Annotated in this window: 18 protein-coding genes and 1 pseudogene; 7 read left to right on the top strand and 12 right to left on the bottom strand. The window is 75.0% G+C overall.

Translation table 11 applies throughout. The features are described 5' to 3' along the window. Window positions 1-85 precede the first annotated feature (85 nt). On the bottom strand, window positions 86-1288 hold the full coding sequence (locus C8E97_RS19320; protein WP_121011909.1) for a glycoside hydrolase family 3 N-terminal domain-containing protein: 1203 nt from the start codon (window positions 1286-1288) through the stop codon (window positions 86-88). Window positions 1289-1542: 254 nt separating this feature from the next. Between C8E97_RS19320 and C8E97_RS19315 the strand changes: the two genes are divergently transcribed. Then, complete coding sequence (locus tag C8E97_RS19315) at window positions 1543-1905, top strand: PLD nuclease N-terminal domain-containing protein (protein ID WP_121006979.1); 363 nt, start codon at window positions 1543-1545, stop codon at window positions 1903-1905. A 234-nt stretch (window positions 1906-2139) separates the two neighbouring features. Here C8E97_RS19315 and C8E97_RS19310 read toward each other — a convergent pair whose 3' ends face one another. The 4 genes from C8E97_RS19310 to C8E97_RS19295 all read right to left on the bottom strand — a co-directional run bounded on the left by C8E97_RS19310 (window position 2140) and on the right by C8E97_RS19295 (window position 5575). After that, window positions 2140-3102 (bottom strand): small ribosomal subunit Rsm22 family protein, encoded by a 963-nt coding sequence (locus tag C8E97_RS19310; protein ID WP_121006978.1) that lies wholly within the window; start codon window positions 3100-3102, stop codon window positions 2140-2142. Window positions 3103-3186: 84 nt separating this feature from the next. After that, complete coding sequence (locus C8E97_RS19305; RefSeq protein ID WP_121006977.1) at window positions 3187-3597, bottom strand: hypothetical protein; 411 nt, start codon at window positions 3595-3597, stop codon at window positions 3187-3189. Further along, the gene (locus C8E97_RS19300; RefSeq protein ID WP_121006976.1) at window positions 3594-4898 is read right to left on the bottom strand and encodes a sensor histidine kinase; all 1305 of its coding nucleotides are present in this window, start codon (window positions 4896-4898) and stop codon (window positions 3594-3596) included. Before C8E97_RS19300 ends, C8E97_RS19305 begins: the two co-directional genes overlap by 4 nt. After that, the gene (locus C8E97_RS19295; protein ID WP_170211910.1) at window positions 4895-5575 is read right to left on the bottom strand and encodes a response regulator transcription factor; all 681 of its coding nucleotides are present in this window, start codon (window positions 5573-5575) and stop codon (window positions 4895-4897) included. The genes C8E97_RS19300 and C8E97_RS19295 overlap by 4 nt, the downstream gene beginning before the upstream one ends. Window positions 5576-5772: 197 nt before the next feature. On the opposite strand from C8E97_RS19295, the gene C8E97_RS19290 reads away from it, so the two are divergent. The 5 genes from C8E97_RS19290 (at window position 5773) to C8E97_RS19270 (ending at window position 9944) form a co-directional block, all read left to right on the top strand. Further along, entirely contained in the window at window positions 5773-6303 is a 531-nt protein-coding gene (locus C8E97_RS19290; RefSeq protein ID WP_121006975.1) for a M15 family metallopeptidase domain-containing protein, read from the top strand. A 185-nt stretch (window positions 6304-6488) separates the two neighbouring features. Continuing rightward, entirely contained in the window at window positions 6489-7292 is an 804-nt protein-coding gene (locus tag C8E97_RS19285; RefSeq protein WP_121006974.1) for an ABC transporter permease, read from the top strand. A 23-nt stretch (window positions 7293-7315) separates the two neighbouring features. Further along, complete coding sequence (locus C8E97_RS19280) at window positions 7316-8329, top strand: taurine ABC transporter substrate-binding protein (RefSeq protein WP_121011903.1); 1014 nt, start codon at window positions 7316-7318, stop codon at window positions 8327-8329. After that, window positions 8322-9089, top strand: a complete 768-nt coding sequence (locus tag C8E97_RS19275) for an ABC transporter ATP-binding protein (protein WP_211347077.1) — start codon at window positions 8322-8324, stop codon at window positions 9087-9089. Before C8E97_RS19280 ends, C8E97_RS19275 begins: the two co-directional genes overlap by 8 nt. 15 nt (window positions 9090-9104) lie before the next feature. Continuing rightward, window positions 9105-9944: a TauD/TfdA dioxygenase family protein gene (locus C8E97_RS19270; RefSeq protein WP_121006973.1), complete on the top strand. Its 840-nt coding sequence runs from the start codon at window positions 9105-9107 to the stop codon at window positions 9942-9944. A gap of 82 nt (window positions 9945-10026) precedes the next feature. Here C8E97_RS19270 and C8E97_RS19265 read toward each other — a convergent pair whose 3' ends face one another. Both C8E97_RS19265 and C8E97_RS19260 read right to left on the bottom strand, forming a co-directional pair. After that, window positions 10027-10380 carry an SH3 domain-containing protein gene (locus C8E97_RS19265; RefSeq protein WP_121006972.1) on the bottom strand — a complete coding sequence of 118 codons (354 nt, stop codon included), beginning with the start codon at window positions 10378-10380 and terminating at the stop codon, window positions 10027-10029. A 251-nt stretch (window positions 10381-10631) separates the two neighbouring features. Further along, window positions 10632-10856 (bottom strand): hypothetical protein, encoded by a 225-nt coding sequence (locus C8E97_RS19260; protein WP_121006971.1) that lies wholly within the window; start codon window positions 10854-10856, stop codon window positions 10632-10634. A 71-nt stretch (window positions 10857-10927) separates the two neighbouring features. Between C8E97_RS19260 and C8E97_RS34675 the strand changes: the two genes are divergently transcribed. Beyond that, the gene (locus C8E97_RS34675) at window positions 10928-11095 is read left to right on the top strand and encodes a hypothetical protein (protein WP_170211909.1); all 168 of its coding nucleotides are present in this window, start codon (window positions 10928-10930) and stop codon (window positions 11093-11095) included. 52 nt (window positions 11096-11147) lie between these two features. Here C8E97_RS34675 and C8E97_RS19255 read toward each other — a convergent pair whose 3' ends face one another. From C8E97_RS19255 to C8E97_RS19235, 5 genes and pseudogenes are all read right to left on the bottom strand, one after another. Next, window positions 11148-11480, bottom strand: a complete 333-nt coding sequence (locus tag C8E97_RS19255; RefSeq protein WP_246019011.1) for a hypothetical protein — start codon at window positions 11478-11480, stop codon at window positions 11148-11150. 381 nt (window positions 11481-11861) lie between these two features. Then, window positions 11862-12470, bottom strand: a pseudogene (locus C8E97_RS19250) (response regulator transcription factor); the annotation flags it as partial. Continuing rightward, window positions 12467-13663: a sensor histidine kinase gene (locus tag C8E97_RS19245; protein WP_170211908.1), complete on the bottom strand. Its 1197-nt coding sequence runs from the start codon at window positions 13661-13663 to the stop codon at window positions 12467-12469. The gene C8E97_RS19245 and the pseudogene C8E97_RS19250, both read right to left, overlap by 4 nt. Before the next feature lie 154 nt (window positions 13664-13817). Continuing rightward, entirely contained in the window at window positions 13818-15050 is a 1233-nt protein-coding gene (locus C8E97_RS19240) for a putative PEP-binding protein (protein ID WP_246019009.1), read from the bottom strand. Between the two features lie 358 nt (window positions 15051-15408). Then, complete coding sequence (locus C8E97_RS19235) at window positions 15409-17280, bottom strand: FAD/NAD(P)-binding protein (RefSeq protein WP_246019006.1); 1872 nt, start codon at window positions 17278-17280, stop codon at window positions 15409-15411. Window positions 17281-17702 lie beyond the last annotated feature (422 nt).

Raw genomic sequence — 17702 nt, 5'->3', positions numbered from 1 at the left:
CCGGGCAGGCGGGGTTCCCGCGCGCGGGAACCCCGCCCCGGCGACCGGTCGCGGGCAGCGCGCCGGGTGTTGAGCGGAGGTGCGCTCAGCACACGCCCTTCACCGCCAGCACCCGCCGTGCGGCCTCGTCGACGCGGTCCGCGGGCAGCGTCCCGGACGCGACCGACGCCTCCAGGTGGTCCAGCACCTCGCCGGTGCGGCCACCGGAGGACCACAGGGCGATGTCCGCGCCGGCCGCCAGCGCCTGCCGCACCGCCTCGGGCAGGTCGACCAGGTCCGTCACGGCGCGCATCGCGCCCAGGTCGTCGGTCATCGCGGGACCGGTGAAGCCGAACTCGCCGCGCAGCAGCGCGTACGCCTCGGGGCTCAGCGTCGCGGGCCGTCCGCCGGTCAGCCCCGGCACGGCGATGTGACCCAGCATCACCGCGACGCGCCCGTAGCGGCCGATGTCGCGGTACGGCGCCAGGTCGGTCTGCCGCAACGCCTCCAGCGGCGGCGACGTCACCGCACCGACGTGCGAGTCGCCGCTGGTGTTGCCGTGGCCGGGGAAGTGCTTGAGCACCGGCGTGGTGCCCGCCTCGTGCATCCCTTGGGCGAACGCCAGGGCGTACGTCGCGGCCACCGCCGGGTCGGGGCTGAACGAGCGGTCCCCGATGGCCGTCCCGTCCGGCTGGTCGCCGGTGTCCAGCACCGGCGCGAGGTTCATGGTCACGCCCCGGTTCGCGAGGGCCGCGCCGCGGTCGCGGGCCAGCGCGCGCACCTGCTCCGGCGACAGCTCCGCGGCCATCCGCCGGGCGCTGGGCAGCGGGCCGTCCAGCTCCTCGACGCGCTGCACCCGCCCGCCCTCGTCGTCCACCGCGACCGCCAGGGGCAGCGCGGCGGCGGCGCGTACCTCGGCCAGCCCGCCGGTGAGCAGGCCGGGGTCGTCGCCCCCGATGAAGATGCCGCCCACCTGCTCGGCCCGCACGAGGCCCAGCGCGTCGGCCGGGCCGCGCGGGTCGACGCCGACCATCAGCAGCTGGGCCAGCCGGTGGCGCGGCGCCAGCGCGGCGACCCGCACCGCGCACGGGTCGGGCGGGGGAGCGGCGTCCGGGGTGCGGGTACCCGAGGCGGACATCGAGGACGTCGGTGGCGGTGGCGCGGCGACGGGTCGCCCGGTCACGCCCGCGCCGGGGTCCGGGCCGTGCAGCGCGGCGGCGAGCAGCGCGCCGAGGGCCGCGCACACCAGCAGTGCCCTCGTCCCGGTCTTCGGGCCGCCGTGACGCCCGATCGGCAGCTCCTCCCGCACGGTGACCAAGCTACGTCATGGGGGCGTCGGCCGCCGTTCAGGCGGCGCCGGGCCGGGTGCGCCGGGGTGACGGGGAAACGACGACCGGCGGTTTCGACGAATTCGTGCGAACAGCTGCGTCGCGATTGCTCCGAAAAGCGTCGCCCGACCTGGCGGCGGCCGGTCGGGTAATCCGGATCCCCGCCGCGAATGCGCGCACCGATCGGGATCGGGCTGCGCTACGCTGCCTCGACTACTTCGGGGGGTTGTGGGCGATGCTGTACTTCGGGGGCCTTTTCGGTGTCCTCACGCTGGGTTTGTGGTTGTTCTGCCTGGTCGACGTGATCACCACCGACGACGGTGACGCGCGGAACCTCCCCAAGCCGGGCTGGCTGCTGATCGTGTTGTTCTTCCCGCTGGTCGGCTCGATCATCTGGCTCGTCGCGGGACGGCCCGTGCGACCGGTCGGCCGGGCGCGGGCCTACGAGCGCGGCGCGCCCGCGTTCCCCGAGTACGACCGCCCCGGTCGGTTCGCCGCCGCCGACTCCGAATCCGACGCGGAGTTCCTGCGCCGCTGCCGCGAGCGCGCCGAGGAGCAGCGCCGCAAGGCGCGCGAGTCGGGCGGGGAGACCGCGTAGGCCGACGCGGACCCGTGCGACGCCGGTGACGGCACGCGATTCGGTGTCCGGGTGTTCTTGCCGCTTTTCGCGACGCGCGTTCTTCGCGGTAAGCGTGCAGCGGTGACGACGCGTCGAATCACGCGGTGATGACGTGGAACCACGCCGTGGGCACGTCACATCGAGCCCGCCGTCGTGAGGGCATCGCATCACCGCTCGCGGCTCGGACGCGGCGCGGCGGGCACGTGTCCGTCGTCACGGCCAGGGATCGCCCCACTCGACGTCGCGGGCGGCCCGGTAGGCGTCGGGGTCGCGCTTGCTCACCACGCGGTCCACCGCCGTGCCGTCGCCCGCGCACAGGCGGAGCCGCGCCATGCCCTTGCGGCGCACCGGGTGCCGCAGGACGCGGTTGGCCGCGTGCGGGCCGGGCACGCGGGTGGCGACGACGTACGCGAACTTCTCGTCCTCGTGCCCCAGCGTCGCGGACTTGACCTGCCGGTGCAGCGCCGTCCGCGCCACGCGGGCGGAGAAGTGGCACCAGTCCGCGCCGGCGAGCGGGCACGCGGCCTCGTGCGGGCACGGCGCGGCGACCGACCTGCCGGACGCGATCAGCCGGTCGCGGGCCGCCAGCACCCGGCGGTACCCGGCGGGGGTGCCCGGTTCGACCACGACCACGGTGTCCGCGGCGCGCCCCAGCTCGTCGACCACCTCGTCCCGCAACGGTTCCGGCAGCTCGCCGAGCACGTAGGAGAGGGTGGCGACGTCGGCGGCCGGCAGGGTCGTGGCCGGGCCGAGCACGCCCCGCACCCACCGGGCGGACCGCAGCGCCGGGTGCGCCGCGCCGGCCACGAGCCGCGCGCCGAGCACACGGGCCTGCTCGGCCTGTTCGAGCACGGTGAGCGACGTCAGCCCCGGCCACGTCTCGACCGCCGCCCACAGGGCCGCGCCCGTGCCGCCGCCGACGTCGAGCAGCGTGCGGGGCGCGAGGTCGGGCCGCTGCGCCGCGGCCTCGCCCAGCACGCGCCGGAGCGCGGCGTAGGTGGCGGGCATCCGGTAGGCGGCGTACGCGCCGACGTCGGCCGGGGTGCGCAGGATGGGCTCGCTCGCCGCGCCGCCCTCGCGGTAGCGCGTGGAGAGCCGTTCGACCACGGGCGCCAGCGCCGCCGGTTTCCAGCCGGTCAGCTCGTCCTGCAACGCGCGCCGCAGCTCCTCCGACACCTGACCCCGCTCCCCGTCGACCCGGCGCGCAGACCCTACCCGCCGCGGTCGGCGCGCCGGGAGCCAGGTGGGCCGCCGGCGTGTCTACAGGGGACAGGTGACCGGCCCCCTGCGACGGTCGCCGCCGACCAGGGTGACGGGGTCCGGTGTCGCCGCCGTGCACGCGACCTGCGTGACGGCCAGGTCGGACAGCGCGGTCACGTCCACGGCCAGCGTCACGGTCGAGCCGTCGAGGGTGATCGGCGCGGCGCTCGGCGGCACCTCGCTGGTGAAGCCCTGGACCTGCTCGACGCCGCTGGGACCGGCGACGAGCAGCGCGAGCGCCTCGGCCGGCGGCGTCTGGTGCCGCGTCGGCCGCAGCACGGGCAGCACCGCGCCGTCGCGCACCAGGTAGAGCAGGGCCCCGGTGGCGAGCGAGCCGGGGATCGGGGCGCTGGGCTGCACGCCGCAGCCGGCCAGCAGCAGCGCCACCGCCGCCGCGAGGACGGTCCTCACCGGTCACCTCCGGTTGGCAGGCGGAGCGTGAACACCGCGCCGCCGTCGGGGCGGTTGGCCGCCACCAGGGTCCCGTGGTGCACCAGGGCGTTCTCCCGCGCGATGGCCAGCCCGAGGCCGCTGCCCTCCGACCGGGCGCGGGCGGTGTCGGCCTTGTAGAAGCGGTCGAACACGTGCGGCAGGACCGCCGGGTCCAGGCCCGGACCTCGGTCGGCCACCTCGACCACGACCTCGCCCGGCTCGCCGCGCACGCTCACCGCGACCGGCGGTGCGCCGTGCTTCAGCGCGTTCCCGACGAGGTTCGCGACGATCACGTCCAGCCGGCGCGGGTCCACGCGGGCGGTGACCGGCCGCAGGTCGGCGGTGACCGCGTCCTGCCAGCCGCGCAGGCGCAGGGTGCCGGCCACCGCCTCGGCCACGTCGACCTCGTCCAGCTCCGCGACCGCCGTTCCCGCGTCGAACCGGCTGACCTCCATCAGGTCGTTGACCAGCCGCGTCAGGTTGTGGGTCTCCTGGCTGACCAGCCGGGCCGCCTTGCCCGCGTCCCCGTCGAGGCGCGGCGCCTCGTCGTCGAGGATGTCGGTGACCGCCGTCATCGCGGCCAGCGGGGTGCGCAGCTCGTGCGACACGTCGGCCACGAACCGCCGGGCGTCGGCGACCTGCTTCTCCAGGGCCTCGGCCGTGGCGTTGAACGTCGTCGCCACCCCGGCCAGCTCGTCCGCGCCGCGGACGGCCACCCGCGTCGTCAGGTCGCCCTCGCCCAGGCGTCGCGCCGCCTCCCGCAGCTCCCGCACCGGGCGCAGCACGCTCCGCGCGGCGAGCAGCGCCAGCAGGGACGCCGCGAGCACCGAGGCGCCACCGGTGAGCCAGGCGAACAGCGCGAGCCGGCCGATGCTCTCCTGCTCGTCGGCGAGGCTGCGCGCCGCGTAGACCTCCAGCTCCGCCACGCGCATCCCGATGACCAGGGCGGCGTGGCCATCGCGGACGACGCGCTGCCACGCGACGCGGCCCGTGGCGACCTCCCGCCGCAGCTCAGGGGGGACGTCGGCGATCGCGAGCGAGCCCCGCGCGTCCCGCCCCCGGTGGACGACCAGCGCCGACGAGTCCCGGTCCGCCAGCGCGTCGGCGTCGGGCTCGATCAACTTCGCGACGTCGTCCGTGAACGCCCGGACGGCCGCGACCTGGGCCTTCTCCAGCAGCACCGTCCTGGCCTGCACGTAGGTCACCCCCGCCACCGCCGCCGCGGTCAGGCCGCTGAGCACCGTGAACGTGACCACCAGCCGGGTGCGGAGGCTCCTCACAGCGGCCCGAACCGGTAGCCGAACCCCCGCACCGTCTGGACGTACCGCGGCGTCGCCGGGTCGGTCTCCACCTTGGACCGCAGCCGCTGCACGCAGGCGTCCACCAGGCGCGAGTCGCCGAGGTAGCCGTGCTCCCACACCGACTCCAGCAACTGCCGCCTGCTGAGCACCCGGCCGGGCGAGCGGGACAGCTCGAGCAGCAGCCGCAGCTCGGTCGGGGCGAGGGCGACCGGTTCCCCGCGCACGCGGACCACCAGCCCCGCCCGGTCGATGCTCAGCTCGCCGTGCCGCTCGGCGTCGGCGTGCGGCTGCCGCGCCGGTTCGCCCACCCGCCGCAGCACCGCCCGGATGCGCGCCTCCAGCACCCTCGGCTGCACCGGCTTGATCACGTAGTCGTCCGCGCCCGCCTCCAGCCCGGCCACCACGTCCATGTCGTCGGCGCGCGCGGTGAGCATGATGATCGGCAGGGTGCCCTCGGCCCGGATGCGGCGGCACACCTCGAAGCCGTCCATGCCGGGCAGCATCAGGTCGAGCACCACGACGTCGACGCCGGCCAGTTCGGCCAGCCCCTGCTCGCCGGTCTCCACCGCCCGCACGGTGTGACCCTGCCGGGTCAGCGCCAGTCGCAGGCCGTCGCGCACGGCCCGGTCGTCTTCGATCAACAGCACCTGGGACATGCCGCCCACCATCGCAGGGCCGGTCGAGGTTCGCCCATCCACCCCGCCCAGGGTGCCGGACCGACGTGCCCGGACCGTGCGCACGATGTCATGGTCGTGTCACAGCCCCGTGCCACAGCCCCGTGTCACAGCCGTTCCGTGCGGAGCTGTTACAAGTCCCGCTCGGGACGTCCACAGTGGGCGTCGATCGTGGACGCATGACCACACGTGATCGCGTCTACACGGCGGCGACGAAGGTGCTCGCCAGGGTCCTGCTCCCGCTGGCGCACCTGCACGCCCCCGGCCACGCCCGGTACGTCGCCTGCCAGTGGGCGCTGGGCTTCCGGTTCCCGCGCGAGGACCTCGACGGCCTGCACCCGGCGGCGTTCCGTGCCTTCACCGCCGCGCGGACCGACGCCTTCTGGGCGCACGGCCTGCCGATCGGGCTCACGTCCGGTCACCGCGACGCCGCCGAGCAGCACCGGCTCTACGTCGAGGACCTGCGCAGCCAGGGGCCGCCCCGCGTGCTGCACCCGTCGGAGTCGCCGCACGTGCGGGGGACCGCCGTGGACGTGCGCCCCCTGGAAGGCGCGCGGTGGCTGGAGGAGCACGGCTGGCGGCACGGCCTGTACCGGACCTACGACAACGAGTGGTGGCACTTCGAGTACCGGACCCATCGGCCGGCGCGGTTGCCGTACCCCGGCGCGGACCGGGCCGCGCGGCGGAACCCGCTGTCCGACGCGCCCTGATCCACGGACCGGGCCGACGGTGTTGTTTCCCACGATACGGGAGAAACCGACCGTTCACTGGTCGCGAAATCCCAAGGGAGCCACCACCTGCCGACCCTGGTGTCCAGATCGCGGGAAGAGTGATCAACGGCGGTCCGAATCGGTACATTCGCCGCCGTCCCCTCCCCGCACGGCACGGAGTCCTCATGGCGCACAACGGATCGCGGCGCGGCGCGTACCCGGTCCTGGCGCGGGCGGGCGCGGTGCTCGCGCTGCTCGCCCTCTGGGAGCTGCTGGTGCTCGCGGAGTTCTGGCCGCCGGTCGTCCTGCCGGGACCGGGACAGGTGTGGGACGCGCTGCTCGCCGCGTCCGACGCGGGCAACGGCCAGGGCGGCTACGCCGGGTCCACACTGGCCGAACGGCTCGGCGTCAGCCTGCGCCGCGTCGGCTACGGCACGGCGTACGGCGTGCTGGTCGGCGTCGCGCTCGGCCTGGTGATGGGCCTGGTGCCGCCGGTGCGCGCGGTGGTCGAGCCGTTCGTGACGTTCCTGCGTGCGCTGCCGCCGCTGGCCTACCTCAGCCTGCTGGTCATCTGGTTCGGCATCGACGAGGAACCCAAGGTCTACCTGCTGGTGGTGGCCGCCTTCCCGCCCGTCGCGGTGGCGACCGCCGCCGCCGTCACCGGTGTGAACCGCCAGTACGTGGAGGCCGCCCACGCGCTGGGCGCGAGCAGGCTCGGCGTGGTCACGACGGTCGTGCTGCCCGCCTCCGCGCCCGAGATCCTCACCGGCGTGCGGCTGGCCGTGGGCGTCGCCTACAGCTCGGTCGTCGCGGCCGAGACCGTCAACGGCGCGGACGGCATCGGCGGCATGGTCCTCAACGCGCAGCGCTACAACCAGACCGCGGTCGTCCTGCTCGGCCTCGTCGTCATCGGGGTGACCGGGCTGCTCATCGACACCGCCATCCTCGCGCTCCAGCGCGCCGTCTCGCCGTGGCGGGGACGGGCGTGAGCGCCGACACCGGGAGGCCACCCGTGCCCGTCACCCGCAGATCGGTCCTGTCCCTGCTCGCCGCCGCGCCGGCGCTGGCCGCGTGCGGTGTCGGCGGCTCGTCCGGGTCCGGCGAGCGCCGCCGGGTCCGCGTGGCCTACCAGAACTTCGCGGACGGGACGCTGCTGGTGAAGGACCGGCGTACCCTGGAGCAGGCGCTGCCCGACCACGAGGTGACGTGGACGTCGTTCGACTCCGGGGCGAGCATCAACACCGCGTTCCTCGGCGGCGCGGTGGACATCGCGGTGCTCGGCAGCAGCCCGGCGGCGGCCGGGCTGTGCCCGCCGCTGAACATCCCCTACCGGGTGATCGAGCTGCTGAACGTCATCGGCGCCAGCGAAGCGCTGGTGGTGCGGGCGAACAGCGGCGTCACCGACGTCCGGGGGCTGGCCGGGCGCAAGGTCGCCACGCCGTTCGGCTCGACCGCGCACTACAGCCTCCTGGCGGCCCTCGACCGGGCGGGCGTCGACCCGGCGTCGGTGACCCTGGTCGACCTGGAGCCGCCGAACATCCAGGCGGCGTGGCAGCGCGGCGACGTCGACGGTGCGTACGTGTGGACGCCGGTGCTCGACGTGCTCCGCGCGGACGGCGTGACGCTCACCGACAGCGCCGAACTGGCCGCCGCCGGCCGGCCGACGCTGACCTTCACGGTGGCGCGCGCGGACTTCGTCGAGCGGAACGGCGACGTGGTCGACCGGTGGCTCGCCGCCACCGACGACGCGCTCAAGAAGATCAAGACCGAGCCGCGGGTGGTCGCCGAGGCCGTGGCGCGGCAGCTCGGCGCGCCGGTCGACGAGGCGCTGTCCCAGCTCGGGCAGAACATCTACCTCGACCACGCCGAGCAGCGGGGCCCGGCGTACTTCGGCACCCCCGACGCGCCCGGCGCGCTGGCCGAGCGGCTCCGGGACGCCGCGCGGTTCCTGCACGCGCAGCGGAAGGTGGACTCGGTGCCGGACGTGGCGGCGTTCCGCGCGGCGCTGCGGGTGCCCCGTGGCTGAGCCGCTGGTCGACCTGGTCGGCGTCGAGCACCGGTACCGGGGCAGGGGCGTGGACGTGCCCGCCCTCGGCCCGCTGGACCTACGGGTGGAGGCCGGTGGGTTCCTGGTCGTCGTCGGGCCCTCCGGTTCGGGCAAGAGCACCCTGCTCCGCCTGGTCGGCGGGTTCGAGCGGCCCACGGCCGGCGTGGTGCGCGTCCTCGGCGGGACTCCCGTGCCCGGCCGCGACGTCGGGACAGTGTTCCAGCAGCCCCGGCTGTTCCCGTGGTTGACCGTGGGCGGCAACCTCGGCGCGGCCCTGCGGTGGGCGGGCGTGCCGCGCGCCGCGCGACCGGGCCGCACCGCGGAACTGCTCGCGCAGGTCGGGCTGGCCGGGCTGGAACCGCGGCGCACGTGGGAGGTCTCCGGCGGGCAGCGGCAGCGCGTGGCGATCGCGCGTGCGCTCGCGGCCCGACCCCGGCTGCTGCTGATGGACGAGCCGTTCGCCGCGCTGGACGCGCTGACCCGCGAGCGGTTGCAGGAGGACGTCCGCCCGCTGGCCGACGGCGGGCGCGGCGTGGTGTTCGTGACGCACAGCGTCGACGAGGCCGTGTTCCTCGCCGACCGCGTCGTCGTGCTGTCCGACCGGCCCGGTCGGGTGGCGCTGGACCTGCCCGTTCCGCTGCCGCGCTCCGGCGTGCCGGCCGACGACCTGCGCGGTTCGGCGGAGTTCGCCGCGCTGCGCGGCGAGGTCGCCGCCGCCGTCCGCGCGGTCGCGGCCTGACCCGTGGGGACGACCATGACGCACTTCGAACCGCTCACCCCGACCCTCGGCGCGCGCGTCACCGGCGTCGACCTCGGCGACGTGACCACCCGCGAGGCGGGCGCGCCGCTGCGGGCCGCGCTGGTCCGGCACAAGGTGCTGGTGTTCCCGGACCAGTCGCTGACGCCCGCGGCGCACCGCGCGTTCGCCGCCGCGCTGGGCGAGCCGACGCCGGCGCACCCCGTCGTGCCGGGCCTGGACGCCGACCACCCCGAGATCTACGTGCTGGACGCGGGCGACGGCGGCAAGGCGCCCGTGTGGCACACCGACGTCACCTTCATGGCCCGGCCGCCGCTCGGCTCGGTGCTGCGGGCGGTGACGCTGCCGCCCACCGGCGGCGACACGTGCTGGACCGACCTGGAGGCGGCGTACCTGTCCCTGTCCGCGCCGGTGCGCGCGCTGGCCGACGGGTTGACCGCGCTGCACGACGGGCGCGCCTACTTCGAGGACTACCTGCGCGACCGGTTGGGCGGCGAGGGCAGCACGTGGGAGGGGCGGCGCGTCCGGTCGCTGGAGCCCGTGGAGCACCCGGTGGTCCGGGTGCACCCCGAATCGGGCCGGCGCGGCCTGTTCGTGAACCCCGGCTTCACCACGCGCCTGCTGGGCGTGACCGAGGGGGAGAGCCGGGCGCTGCTGGACGTCTTCTTCGCGGCGATCGGGCGGCCGGAGTTCACCGTGCGGCACCGGTGGCGCGCGGGCGACGTGGTCGTGTGGGACAACCGGAGCACGGCGCACTACGCGGTGGACGACTACGGCGACCAGCGGCGCGTGATGCACCGGATCACCCTGCGCGGTGACGTGCCCGTCGGGGTGTGAGGCCCGGCACGGGCGCGGCGTCGGCCGAAGCCTGGTCGGGGCGCGGCGCGGGAACCGGGTCGGGTTCCCGCGCCGCGCGGTGTCAGCGGTCGCAGTTGGCCTCGTAGGGCAGGTTCGCGCGCTGGTCGCCGGTGAAGTACAGCGCGCTGGCCAGCCGCCTGCCGCCGTCCTGGCGGCTCAGCACGAGCCAGATGTCGTTGGTGAGGCCGGCGTCGGTGATCGGCTCGCCGTACGTCCAGCAGTAGGCGGTGACGGTGGCGCCCGCCGCGATCCGACCGATGACCGGGCACGACGTGGCTTCGCAGGACCGGACGTTGACGTCGTGCCAGGCCGTCACCGGGTAGGGGTGGGTCGGGTTGGCGACCGCCGTCGCCGCGCCGCCCAGCAACGCGGCCACCGCGAGCACGACACCCGCCACCAGCTTGACGAACTTCATGGGAACCCCTTCGGAATTCGCCTGCCGGGCACCTGCCCGGTGATCGACGATGTCGATCACCACGTACACGCCGGATCGACGCCGAACGTTGCACGGAGGAACCGCACGACTGCGGACCGAAGTCACCGGACGGGATGTGCGACCCGGTGTCACCCCCTGCGGTGGTGATCCGCTCGTGGTGACGGGTCGGGCCGCCCTCCACGGGGAGGACGGCCCGACCCCTTGTCGGCCGTCGTGGCTGTCGTGGTCCGTCATCCGGGTGCGGCTTGGCGTCCTCCGACGTCGCGGCCGTCGCTGGCGGCCCTGCGGCAGGAGCACGCGAACCTGCTCGCCACGACCCCGCCGGCCAGGCCACCGCCCACCGCTGCCTCGGCATCAGCCTGGCCCAGCTGCGCGACCACCGCACCGCGCTCACGCACCTGCGGCGCTCGCTCGACCTCGTGGTCGACGCGGGCAACCTGCTGGGGCAGGCTCACACCAGCGCGGCGACCTCGACGCCGCCGAGCGCTGCTACGCGGAGGCGTCCCAGCTCTACGACGTGCTCGACATGCCGCCGTGGCAGGCGGAGGTGCTCGAACAGCTCGGCGAGGTCCAAGCCGCGCGGGGGCTCCCGGACCAGGCGCGCTCGGCCTGGCGACGCGCGCTCGACCTCTTCCTGTCCCAACAGCGGACGGCGGACGCCGAGCGGGTCGACCGGCTCCCGCGCGCCGGGTGACCCTCCGCGCGCTCGCGCCCGGTGGTTCCGCCACGGCCAGTCGGCCGGCCGCTCACGACGGCGACCCGGCCGGAGGGCCGTCGAGCCGCACGGTGACGTGCACGCGGCCACGTCCGTCCCGGTGGGCGACGGCGTGCCCGGTGCGGTCGACGTCGTCGAGGCGCAGCGCGACCGGGCCGCCCGCGCCGAGGAAGTTGCGCCACCACGTCTTGGCGTCGGGGAGCCGCACGCCGATGGTGACGACGTCGCCGGCGCGGCGGTAGCCGACGGGCGTGCTGAACGTCCGCCCCGACCGCCGTCCGGTGTAGGTGATGGTCGTGAGGTGCTTGCCGACCACGCCCTTCCACCGGGGCGAGGTCTGCAACGCGCCCACGCAGGTGTTCACCCGATCCACCACTCGCTGCGGGAACCACGCTCTCGTCGGCACAGCACCTCCACGAACCAGCCGTAAACCCTTGTGCGCCAACGCACCAGCGCTGATGACCACGCTAGCACGGAAAGCGGAGCGCACCCTCCGCCCAGGCTGAAGTGAAAGAGGCGGACGCCGAACCGCCTCGCATCCCGACCGCGCCGCTCTACCGCCGTTTGCCCACCAAGGAGTCACTGGTCGCCGAGGTGTTCGCCGACCGCATCAGCCTCGTCTGTCCACTAGGGACGAATCACTGTCCGGTCGACCCGTGGCGGGCGTTCCGCACCTCCCTGGAGGAGGTGTGCGCGGTGCATTGGACACAACCCCATCAGGCACAACCCCGTCCAGCACACCATGCCCCCGGCGCACCGCCGCGGCCACCGCCGCCGTGCGGTCGTTGACCCCGAGCTTGGCGAACGTCCGCAGCAGGTGCGACTTCACCGTGGCCGCGCCGATGTGCAGCTCCCGGCCGATGTCCGCGTTGCTCAACCCCTTGGCCACCAGGCGGAGGATCTGCACCTCCCGCTCGGACAGGCGGGCGTGGGCGGGCGTGCGCATCCGGTTGGCCAGCGCCGTGGCCACCGACGGCGTGAGCGGGGTGTGCCCCGCGTGCACCGCCCGCACCGCGTCCACCAGCTCGCCCTGCGAGCAGTCCTTGAGCAGGTACCCCGAAGCGCCCGCCTCGATGGCGCGGGTGATGTCGGTGTCGGTGTCGTAGGTGGTCAGCACCAGCACCCGGCAGGCGGGGTGCCCGGTCCGGACGCGGCCGGTGGCCCACAACCCGTCGCCGTCGGGCATCCGCAGGTCCATCAGCACCACGTCGGGCGCGCGGGCGTCGACCACGGCGACGGCCTCCGCGCCGCTCGCGGCCTCGCCGACCACCTCCAGGTCGTCCTCCGCCTCGATCATGCCCCGCAACCCGTGGCGCACCACCGGGTGGTCGTCGGCCACCAGCACGCGGATCACGTCGGCACCTCCAAGTGGATCGTGGCGCCGAGGGACGGCGCGCTGGTGACGCGGAACGCGCCGCCGACCTGCTGGACGCGCGAGCACATGCCACCCAGGCCGAACCCGTCGCGCGCGTCGGCGGGGTCGAACCCGACGCCGTCGTCGGCCACGGTCAGGCCCACCTCGCGGTCGCCGAACCGGAGGTCGACGGTGAGCGCCGTCGCGCGGGCGTGCTTGCGCACGTTGTTCAGCGCTTCCTGGGCGACGCGCAGCACCGCGACCTCCAGGGCCGGGCGCAGCCGGCGCGGCGTGCCGTGGACGCGGTAGTGGGCGGCGATGCCGAGGGCCTCGCCGGTGTGGGCGACCAGCGTGCCCACGGCGTCGGCCAGCGAGCCGCCCGCCAGCGCGCCGGGTGTCAGGGCCGCGATCAGCGCCCTGGTCTCCATCAGGTTCTCCCGCGCCGTGCGCACCGCCAGGTCGAGGCTGCGGTCGGCGCGTTGCGGGTCGCGCTTCCGGGTGGCGGTCGCGGCCTGGATGAGCGTGATGACGCCGGCGAACCCCTGCGCCAGGGTGTCGTGGATGTCGGCGGCCAGCCGCTCGCGCTCGGCGGAGATGCCTGCCTGGTGGGCGAGCCGCGCGGTCTCGGCCCGGCTGACGCGCAGCTGCTCGATCAGGCGGGCCCGCTCGGTGCTCTGGTCCACGACGCGGCCCGCCCACCACCCGCTCAGCAGCAGCGCGATCGACACGACCGCGAAACCGACGAAGTCCTGCACGGCCAGGACCTCCTCGCTGGCGGCCAGCGTCACCGTGAACGGGGACAGGAACGCCACCGCCGACAGCAGCACCGCCCACGGCAGCCGCAGCAGGATGAACATCTGCGGCCAGAGCATCAGCAGGACCAGCAGCGCCATGAGCGACAGGGAGACCGCGCCGAAGTAGCAGGCGTACACGAGCGCGATGTAGAGGGCGCCGCGCCGGGTCTTGGCCGGCGACACCATCTCCCGCCTGCCCAGCGCGAAGTAGGCCACCGCGATGAGCGCGAGCAGCACCACCGCGCCGACGGTGCGCGTGGATTCCACCGGCGGCTTCACCGAGACCACCAGCGCGGCCGTCATGAGCGTCTCCACCACCACGTAGACGTCGTGGAAGCGCACACCGCGCCAGTACCGTTCCCCGCGCACCACGAAGTGCCCGATCCCCAGATCCCCCACGCGATTACTGTGCCCGGACCGCCGCGCCCGGTGCCAGTACCCGAAAGGGTGGGGCATTCGGACGCCGGTGGCGCGGCATCCGGCGGCGCGGCGGCCTCCACCGGTCGGCACGGGCGCGGCGACCCCGCCGCCGCGCCCGCGCCGACCGGTCGCCTCAGGGCGTCGGCGCGGGGCTCCGCGTCTCCCGCGCGAGGTGCTGCAACTCGGCGGTGCACATCATCAGCCGGCGCGTCGGCAGGTGCCGCACGTAGTGGTCCACGTCCGCCCCCAGCGCGAAGACGTGCACCGGCACCCCGGTGTCCTGCCCCGATTCGACCGCTTGGCGCAGCGCGGACAGCACGGCCGGGTGCCGGGTCTGGTACGCCGAGGCGACCAGGTGGTTACCCCGGTCGGCGGCGAGGTAGAACTGGATCAGGTCCTTGGTGCCCACGAACAGCTCGTACGCGCCGGCGGCGCAGAACTCGGCCGCCGAGTGCACGGCGGCAGGCGTCTCGACGAACACGCCGAGCGGCGTGCCGCCGCCCAGGCCGAGGTGCCGGCGCAGGCGCAGGAACTCGTCGCGGTCGTTGATGAACGGCACGGCGAAGTCCAGCCGGTCGGCGTCCGCGCCCAGGCGTTCCCGCACGTGGGCGCGCAGCGCGCGGAACGCGTGGGGGTAGTGGGGTTCCTCCAGCAGCCACCGCGCGCCGTGCAGGCCGAGTTCGGGGTTGGGCTCGTCGTCCACCTCGACGCCGGTCGTGATCTGGGCGGCGTCGTCCGAGCGCAGGTCCAGCAGCCGCATGACGAGGCGCTGGCCGGGCAGCAGCTCCTTCACCATCGAGCACAGCTCGGCGGCGAGGGCCGCGCCGTAGCGCTCCGCCGCGCGGACACCCGCGCGGAGCGCGTCGATCGGGCTCAGGTCCGCGGCGAGGCAGGCGAACTCCTCGCGGATGAAGTAGCTGTCCACCTGCTCGACGCGCGGCACGAGGGCGTTCGTGGACTCGATGTCGGTGGCGTCGGCGACGACCACGCAGATCGAGTCGACCTCGTCGAGGGCGGCGGTGGTCGGCGTCGGCGCGGACGGCACGGGCCCGCTGCCGCCGAGCACGACCGAACCGCGGTCGAGGCGCACGGTGACCTCGCCGACGAGCGCCGCCAGGTCGGCGGGGTCGACGCGGAGGACGGGGATGCCCCGTGACCGGCACAGGGACTGCATGTGGCCGGTGCGCCCGCCCCTCGCGCAGATCACCGCGGCCGAGGAGACGATGGCGTCGTACAGCTCGGGCCCGAGCGCGTCGACCACCAGGATGGCGCCGTCGACCGGCTGCCTGGTGTGGTTGCACCTGCCGCGCACGCCCGCCGCGGGTGAACCGACGAGCAGCACCCCTGGTATTTCGCGAAGACTCACGGTGTCCTCTCACAATTCCCGTTCTGCCGCGGGAGTCGGAAAAGTCGAGTGGCGTCAGGCCGCCGCGTTCCGGTGCGAGTGGCCCGCGATGCCGGTGTCCGCCGGGTTCGCGGTCCTCCGCGTGCGGTCCGGGCATGACTAGAGGGTGACAACCGTCGAGTGCTCACCGCATCTTCTCGAATGCGCGGTACCCACTGTCCACTGTGGATCGGAAATGGCCGGCGCGGGGCACGGGAGGAGTGGCCGGGGTCGGGGTCGCGCGCTACCACCGGGCCCGGTTGGTCCCGGCGGCGCAGGGCGTCCTGGGGCGGGTGGAGCCGGTTCGGGCGGCCACCCGCACCCCGGAGGTCGGCGCTCGTCAGCCGACCGGTCCCACCCGTTCGTCGAGCCCGAGCAGGGCACGCAGCTCTCGCGGCGTCACGGACAGGTCGTTGAGCTTGGTGGTGGCGGCCGCGTTGACGGCGGACCGCAGCGCGCCGTCCGGCGGTGCGGCCCCGCCCGCGCGGGCCGCGGCGGCGCGCAACACCGCCAGGCCCTCGTCCAGCCGGGCCGCGAGCGCCGCCCGGTCGCGCCGCCGGCGGGTGGCCATCCGCCGCACGTCGAGCGTCACGCAACGGTCGAACGCCTCGCGCGCCTCGCCACCCTCGGCGGTGGTGGCCACCGCCAGGTCGCGGCCCCGCTCGTCGTAGCAGGCTTCGAGGCGGCGCAGCACGGTCGCGGCGACGCCGACCGAGTGGTTCTTGATGGCGGCGAGGTTGAACGCGAACGCGCCCATCCGGCCGTACCGCACGATCTCGTCGCCTTCGCGCGGCCCGCCGACCGCCGAGATCGGACCGGACGGCTCGCCGGTCGGCCCGAGGAGGACGCCGTCGACGTCCACCTCGACGCCGCGCCCCGTGCGCGCGTGCGCCGCGGCGACGCCCTTGCGCAGCAGGTTCGCCCATAGCCGCGAACCGACCCGCGCGTAGTCCGGTTCCCGCCCGAAGTTCGAGATGACCAGGTCCGCCTCGATGGTGCGCGTCGCACCCGCGCCCGCACCGGACACCGACACCGCGAGCGCGCCCGTCGCGGTGGGGCGGACCCGCTCGACCCTGCCGGTGACGAGCGCGACCTGCCCGCCCTCGCCCATCGCGGCGTCGACGATCCCGGTCGTGTACGCGACGGCGCTCACCCGCAGCGTGGCCAGCAGGCTCCCGTAGCCGTCGAGGAGCGCGCGGAGGTCGGCCGTGGGCACGCGGGCCAGGACCTCGGGCAGGTGGGGCTCCCACGACTTGGAGATCCGCTCGGTCACCACCGCGGGCGCCACGTCGGGGTGCTCCGCCGCGACCACCGCGCACGCCCGTTCCCACTCCTCCAGGAAGCGCCGGACCAGTTCGCCGCGGCCCTCATAGGTGTCGCGGCGCAGGCGCGGCGCGGGCAGGTCGAGGACGCGGTGCCGGTGGTCGGCGGGATAGGTCCGCAGCGTGAGGCCGGAGCGCGAGATCATGTGGATCGGGCCGGTGTGGCCGCGCCGCAGCAGGAGCGCCGCGGAGTCGTACGCGCTGAGCAGCGTGCCCACGATGGCGACCGTGGCGTCCGGCGGCAGGGCCGTGAGCCGCTCGATCGCCTCGGCGGAGTACGGGTGCCGCACGAACGCGGGGTGGTCGGCCACCTCGGTCGCGAAGGGCAGCTCGCGCTCCTCCAGGCCGGTGGCGACGACGACGTGGTCGGCCACCAAGACCGCCGGGTCGGGCTCGGAGTCGCCGCGCGGCGGGCGTCCCGCCACGACGACGCGGACGCGATCGCCGTCGACGGCCAGGTCGACCACCTCGCCGTCGGCCTCCACCAGCGTCACGCCGTCCCACGCCTCGCGGGCGGCCTCGGCGAGGCGGTCGGCGAGGTAGTCGGCGTAGACGCGGCGAGGGGCCGGGCCGGACTCGGTGAAGGCGACCTCGCGCCACTCCGGCGGCCACCCGGCGCGGTCGGCCTCGGTGTTGGCCCACGTCACGAAGTCGTCGACGTCCTCCCGGAACATCGACATGCGGCCGGCCTGGATGTTGAACACGTGGTGCCAGTGGTTGCCCTCGCGGTGGTAGGCGACGCCCGCGCACCGGTACTCGGGACGCCGTTCCACCAGCACCACTTCGAGGGGTTCGCGGGCGAACCGGAGGAGGCGGACGGCGGTCGCGGTGCCGCCGAGGCCCGCTCCGACGATGACCACTCTGCGGGACCGGTCGGGGAGTCGCACCATCTGCTCCTGTCCTCTCGGGCGGAGGGGGCGTCGATCGGCTCGGCCGTGGCCGCGTCGTCGCCGAACAGCGCGGGAAACGATTCGCGACGATGTTACCGATCGCACGCCGCGTGGCCGCCCGCCGACCGCGCATCGCGGGGTTCGGGATCACGAAGCGGATGTCCCGTGAGAGTCCTTTGTGGACGGAGGGTGGGGTGTGCGGGGAGGGGGACCAGCCCGAATGCGAGGGAACTGTACGGCAGAGGGAGCGGCTGTGTTGGATTTGCCCTCCTTCGTCGGGCGGCTCGGCCGCCATTGAGTCGGCGGCTCGCGGGGCGGGTTCCGCCGATCGAAGAGCGTGATCGGCGGAACCCGCGCCGCGAACCACCGACGCGGCCTCGCGGCGCGTGGCAAGGGAGGCGTAGCCAAAGGGGGTGTGGGCA

The sequence above is a fragment of the Saccharothrix australiensis genome (genome assembly GCF_003634935.1).
GTDB lineage: Bacteria > Actinomycetota > Actinomycetes > Mycobacteriales > Pseudonocardiaceae > Actinosynnema > Actinosynnema australiense.
The sequence above is the reverse complement of the archived record's forward strand: the minus strand, read 5'-3'. Positions and strand labels throughout refer to the sequence as shown.

Bases quoted from the DNA above. Each gene is read 5' to 3' on its own strand.
- C8E97_RS19315 (WP_121006979.1), top strand. From the start codon at position 1,543: ATGCTGTACTTCGGGGGCCTTTTCGGTGTCCTCACGCTGGGTTTGTGG.
- C8E97_RS19295 (WP_170211910.1), bottom strand. From the start codon at position 5,575: ATGTCCCAGGTGCTGTTGATCGAAGACGACCGGGCCGTGCGCGACGGC.
- C8E97_RS19290 (WP_121006975.1), top strand. From the start codon at position 5,773: ATGACCACACGTGATCGCGTCTACACGGCGGCGACGAAGGTGCTCGCC.
- C8E97_RS19285 (WP_121006974.1), top strand. From the start codon at position 6,489: ATGGCGCACAACGGATCGCGGCGCGGCGCGTACCCGGTCCTGGCGCGG.
- C8E97_RS19270 (WP_121006973.1), top strand. From the start codon at position 9,105: ATGACGCACTTCGAACCGCTCACCCCGACCCTCGGCGCGCGCGTCACC.
- C8E97_RS19265 (WP_121006972.1), bottom strand. From the start codon at position 10,380: ATGAAGTTCGTCAAGCTGGTGGCGGGTGTCGTGCTCGCGGTGGCCGCG.
- C8E97_RS34675 (WP_170211909.1), top strand. From the start codon at position 10,928: ATGCCGCCGTGGCAGGCGGAGGTGCTCGAACAGCTCGGCGAGGTCCAA.
- C8E97_RS19235 (WP_246019006.1), bottom strand. From the start codon at position 17,280: ATGGTGCGACTCCCCGACCGGTCCCGCAGAGTGGTCATCGTCGGAGCG.